General features: G+C 45.0%; 5 protein-coding genes. All 5 read left to right on the top strand.

The window, feature by feature from the left end; translation table 11 throughout:
• On the top strand, nucleotides 1-523 hold a 523-nt coding region (locus K8S15_09200), incomplete at its 5' end, for a hypothetical protein (protein MCD4776208.1).
• Nucleotides 524-529: 6 nt separating this feature from the next.
• Nucleotides 530-925 (top strand): hypothetical protein, encoded by a 396-nt coding sequence (locus tag K8S15_09195; protein ID MCD4776207.1) that lies wholly within the window; start codon nucleotides 530-532, stop codon nucleotides 923-925.
• Nucleotides 926-1,440: 515 nt separating this feature from the next.
• The gene (istA, locus tag K8S15_09190) at nucleotides 1,441-2,898 is read left to right on the top strand and encodes an IS21 family transposase (GenBank protein MCD4776206.1); all 1,458 of its coding nucleotides are present in this window, start codon (nucleotides 1,441-1,443) and stop codon (nucleotides 2,896-2,898) included.
• Nucleotides 2,895-3,656: an IS21-like element helper ATPase IstB gene (istB, locus tag K8S15_09185; protein MCD4776205.1), complete on the top strand. Its 762-nt coding sequence runs from the start codon at nucleotides 2,895-2,897 to the stop codon at nucleotides 3,654-3,656. Before istA ends, istB begins: the two co-directional genes overlap by 4 nt.
• 79 nt (nucleotides 3,657-3,735) lie before the next feature.
• Nucleotides 3,736-4,941: an ISL3 family transposase gene (locus tag K8S15_09180; GenBank protein ID MCD4776204.1), complete on the top strand. Its 1,206-nt coding sequence runs from the start codon at nucleotides 3,736-3,738 to the stop codon at nucleotides 4,939-4,941.
• Nucleotides 4,942-5,252 lie beyond the last annotated feature (311 nt).

Raw genomic sequence — 5,252 nt, 5'->3', positions numbered from 1 at the left:
ACTGGGTGGAGCCTTCATTCCTTCTGGAAATATTATTCAAATAACTGTTCCTCCCGCTTTAAAAAAATATCCTGACGTAGCATCCCGTTATGAAAATGTTAGCTTTTCCAGAAAAACTGCTACCCGAAAGAAAAAAGTAGATTTACTTGGAATCGGGCATCCGTTCATAGACGCCTTATTAGATTTCTATAAAAGCGAATCCATGCCAGCGGAACTGTTGAATGTCAGATGTGATAGTACGTCCCCATGCCTGACAGTTCGATATATCTTTACACTTGAATTTAGAGATGGAACCAAGCGCGAACTGTATCAGAGTTTCTTGATTGACGGAAAAGAAGAATTAAGCGATTTGGATTTTTTGGCCCGCGATGATTTCAGAGCAAATGAATCGCTGGAACGTTTATCATTTGTTGAGGATAAAATTAAGATGTTTACCCAAAATCAGGAAGCGAAGATTCGTTCAGACTATGACGGGGTTATTAATGTCCGACACAAATGTGTTGGTATCCAAGCAATCAGTTGATGGGACTTGCAGTACTGGAGGGGCGGTAAAGACAAAGTCAGGCGAAGTTTCAATCCTGATTTCTTTATAAGGATTGATCTTGATGATTACATTTCAAGGCTCGAGAGCGAAGGAAAGGCCGAGCATCTTGAGGGACTAAAAGAACTCCAGAATGAAGGCGTAGAAACCCTGATCAAGGTAGTGGAGATCAAGTCGGATGAAGAGCAGGATGAGGCGACCCCGGCAAAAGAGGAATACGCAAAGACGCATTTTGAAAGGGTGAACAAAAAGTTAAGCCGATTGCCCTTAGCAGACATTGACGCACAATATTGGGCAGATGCCAAACAGTATTACACATTTGATTTGCTTACCCCCCATCAATACCATGGCTGGATTGCAGATTTGAAAAAAGGAAAGCTATGATGATTGAGGAGTTTAGCAATTTATTTGTGAATTTGGTTGTGAATTGGAATCACATCATAGTGACGAAAAGAGAATATTTCAGCTTTCAGGAAAATGGGGAATTGTAGCACAAAAGATTGATACAAATACTTGCGGCATATTTTTGCTCGAGTCGATTGCACCATACTGGATTCAAATAATTCAGTTAAGAACAGTCTGGCCCTGTGATATATTTAGCCATTACAACAATTGTGATAAGGGGAATTATGCCTTTTTTCTGAAGGAGGAAACAATATTATGGAAGAAGACGTTACTATCAGAATTCCGCGCGGGTGGATTAAGGGACTACCTGAAGAGGAATTGACTCTCAAGCAAATTATTCGTCTGGGCATTCATCAGTACAAGGTAGAGTGACCAGCGACAATTATAATTCCCCCCTGACGACAATTACTTTCCCCGATTGATTAAGAATCGATTATTCAAGTCCTGCGAAAGGAGGGCCATGAATGATCACAGACAATCAAGTGAGGAAATTGATGAAGTATTTACAGGAGAACAAGACGTTGGGGGTCGCAGCCGCCAAGTCTGGAATGGATGAAAAGACAGCCAGAAAATATCGTGATCTTAGCAAACTTCCCAGTGAGTTGGAGGCAGAGCAAATACGAACCTGGCGAACTCGTGAGAACCCATTTGAAGAAGTATGGGAAAGGGTCAAATCGTTTTTGGAGAACAATTCCGGTTTTGAAGCAAAGACCCTGTTCGAGTATTTACAGAGGGAGTATCCTGGACGTTTTTCAGACGGTCAGATTCGGACCTTTCAGAGGAGGGTAAAAAACTGGCGGGCAACAGAAGGTCCTGCCAGGGAGGTGTTTTTCCCACAGGTACACAAGCCTGGCAAATTAAGCCAGTCTGATTTTACCCATATGGGGAAATTGGGGATCACGATAGGCGGCGTACTGTTTGATCACCTGATATATCATTTTGTCCTCACCTATTCGAACTGGGAAACCGGCACGATTTGTTTTTCTGAGAGTTTTGAGAGTCTGAGCGATGGCCTACAAAAAGCTTTATGGAAGCTTGGTGGAGTTCCGGAGGCGCATCAAACAGACAGGCTGTCGACAGCAGTGAATAAGCCTGAGAATCCGGAAGAATTTACCCAACGTTATCAGGGTCTCTTGTCTCACTACAGATTGACCGGACGTAAGACCCAACCGGCGAGTCCCAACGAGAATGGGGACGTGGAACAGAGGCATCATCGATTCAAGAGGGCCTTGGATCAGGCGCTCATGCTCTGTGGCAGTCGTGATTTTGCCACTCGAAAAGCATACGAGATATTTCTGGAAGGACTCTTTGCACAATTGAACTCTAACCGGCATGATCGTTTCAAAGAAGAATTAGCGCTATTGCGATCTTTGCCCGCCAAGCAGTTATCAGCCAGCACAAAGCTCACTGTTGGGGTTGGACCGAGCAGCACTATCCGGGTAAAGCACAATGTTTATTCGGTACACAGCCGACTTATCCGTGAGAAGGTGACGGTGCGACTTTATGCAGAGCGCCTGGAAATATGGCACGGCCAGAGCCATATCGAAAATATCCCCCGGCTACGGGGTTCGGGCAATCACCATATTCAGTACAGGCATATAATCGACTGGCTGGTACGCAAGCCCGGCGCCTTTGAGAACTACCGTTACCGCAGTGACCTCTTCCCGACGAGCCGTTTCCGGATGGCCTACGATGAGCTGAAACAACATCATGCCGTAAAAGCCAGCAAGGAATATCTTCTGATTCTGAAATTGGCGGCCAAGGAGAATGAAGCGGCTGTGGATGAAGCGCTTCGCTTATTGTTTGACCGGAACAGGCCGATATCTGCAGAGTCTGTGGAGAGTCTTGTCCTCTCCGGCCAGAAGCCGGCACCGGCAACCGATGTGACAATCCAGGCGGTTGTTCTGCATGCCTATGACTGTCTTTTAGGCGGAGCGGAGGTGACGGCATGATCGAAATACACAGCGAACTCAGCCAATACCTGAGAGAACTGCATCTTCCTACTTTCCGGGAATGTTATCAGAGCGAGGCTGATCTGGCCCGCCAGGAATCACTAACGCATGAACATTATCTCTTGGAGCTGGCCAAAAGAGAATGTGAGGAAAGGATTCATAAACGAATTGTCCGCTATCTGCGGGAATCGAAGTTGCCACTTGAAAAAAATATAGAAGTTTTTGACAGGAAACGTCTGCCGACCAAGGTCAATAGTCTGGTTGATTTTCTTCTTGAAGGATCATTTGTTGACCGGAATGAAAATGTGCTGGCTTTCGGCAACCCCGGCAGCGGCAAGACTCATTTGCTGTGCGCAATTGGGCAGGAGTTAGTCCAACAAGGTCGCCGTATTCTGCTTACCCCCTGTAACCTGCTGGTCCAAGAATTATTAATTGCCAAACGGGACCTGAAGCTTGCGAGGGTACTGAAAAAACTCTCTAAATATCATGCCTTGATCATTGATGATATAGGTTATGTTCAGCAGAGTCGCGAAGAGATGGAGGTGCTCTTTACGCTGCTGGCTGATCGCTATGAACGTGGCACTGTAATGTTGACAAGCAATCTGCCCTTTTCCAGGTGGGAGCAGATTTTCAAGGACCCCATGACCACGGCTGCTGCCATTGACCGTTTGGTTCATCATAGCATAATTTTGGAGCTGAACCTGCCAAGCTACCGCCTGGAACAATCCAAAAAGGACAAAGGAAAAAGAATAAAGTAGAGAAAAAAAGGGCTCCTCGCTGTTTTAAGTGGGTAGAGCTTAATTTACTTACAGCAAAAAAGATAGTTGGTTATACATTATGAGAGACATAGACCTTTTTCAAATGGCCCTTGGTTTGACACCGCTTTGGCGGGTGTCTGATGCAAAATTTAACCTTAAAAAAAAGCGTCTCGACATCAGGATCGATTTTCCCCGAGGAAGCACCTTTACCTGTCCTGGGTGTGGTCAGGCTGGCATAAAAGCCTATGATACCCAAAAAAAGAACTGGCGGCACCTGAACTTCTTTCAGCATGAAGCCTACCTGACAGCCAGAGTGCCAAGGATTAAATGCGACAATTGTGGGATGTGGCTGGTTGATGTCCCATGGGCTCGATCCGGTAGCGGTTTCACGTTGCTGTTTGAAGCCATAATCATGACGATGGCTAAATCTATGCCGGTTAAAAACATTGCCGAGTTCATCAATGAGCATGACACTCGATTATGGCGCCTCTACGTTGATGCAGCCAAGGATAAAGCCGATCATTCCAGTGTCCACAAAGTTGGCATGGATGAGACTTTCAGCAAACGCGGCCAAAATTATGTGAGTCTATTTGACCTTGAAGGCCCCAAAGTTCTTTTTGCCACAGAAGGCAAAGATGCCTTTACAGTCAAATGTTTCAAACAAGATTTAACTGATTACAGCGGTGAGCCTGAAGCCATTGAGGAGATGTGTGGTGACATGTCCCCATCATTTATCAGCGGCGTTGAGAAGTACTTCCACAACGCTCATTTGACCTTTGATAAGTTCCATAGCATGAAAATCGTCAATGAAGCCGTTGACGAGGTACGCCGTCAGGAACAAAAAGATTGTCCTGAATTTTTCAGGACTCGTTACATTTGGTTGAAGAATTTTAAAAACCTGAAACCCTCCCAGACCAAAACCCTTGAAGAACTCACAATTAAAAAGCTTAATTTAAAGACAAGTCGAGCCCACCACATAAAACTCAATTTTCAGGAACTGTTCAATCAGCCTGCTGAAGATGCGGAGGCTTATCTTAAAAAATGGTATTCCTGGGCCATCCATAGCCGTCTGGAGCCGATCAAAGAGGCAGCCTATACGATAAAGCGGCACTGGGATGGAGTGCTTCGATGGTTTCAGTCCAATGTTAACAATGGTATCTTAGAAGGAATAAACAGCTTGGTTCAAGCGGCCAAGGCTCGATCATGCGGCTACTGCACCACCCGAAATCTTATTACTATGATTTATCTCATAGCTGGAAAACTTAAATTGGTTTTACCCTCTTAAAATAGCGAGGAACCGAGAAAAGAATATGGAAAATATATCTCGATCAAAAGCAGAGATTGAGGAAATCGTTATGGTGATCCGCCTTCATCTCTATAATCATGGCCTCCCTTGCGGCCCCAAGGAAATTCGGAAAAAAGTGGATGAATCTGATGAGGAACCATTACCTTCGGAGAGAACAATTTCCCGTATTCTGGCACGTCAAGGATTAACTCATAAAAGAACAGGATGGTATCCTGGAGAGGAACTGAATGGCTAAATGGAGTCGGGAATTTTAATTGTCGTTGACCGGGAAAAATAATTGTCGTTGATCA

The organism is Candidatus Aegiribacteria sp., assembly GCA_021108005.1.
In the GTDB taxonomy this organism is placed as follows: Bacteria; Fermentibacterota; Fermentibacteria; order Fermentibacterales; family JCC-6; genus Aegiribacteria.
Note: the sequence above shows the minus strand (reverse complement) of the source record. Positions and strands in the feature narration are given on the sequence as shown.

What these genes read in the sequence shown, in the direction of transcription:
- istB (MCD4776205.1), top strand. Translation starts at nt 2,895, where the DNA reads ATGATCGAAATACACAGCGAACTCAGCCAATACCTGAGAGAACTGCAT.
- istA (MCD4776206.1), top strand. Translation starts at nt 1,441, where the DNA reads ATGAAGTATTTACAGGAGAACAAGACGTTGGGGGTCGCAGCCGCCAAG.
- K8S15_09180 (MCD4776204.1), top strand. Translation starts at nt 3,736, where the DNA reads ATGAGAGACATAGACCTTTTTCAAATGGCCCTTGGTTTGACACCGCTT.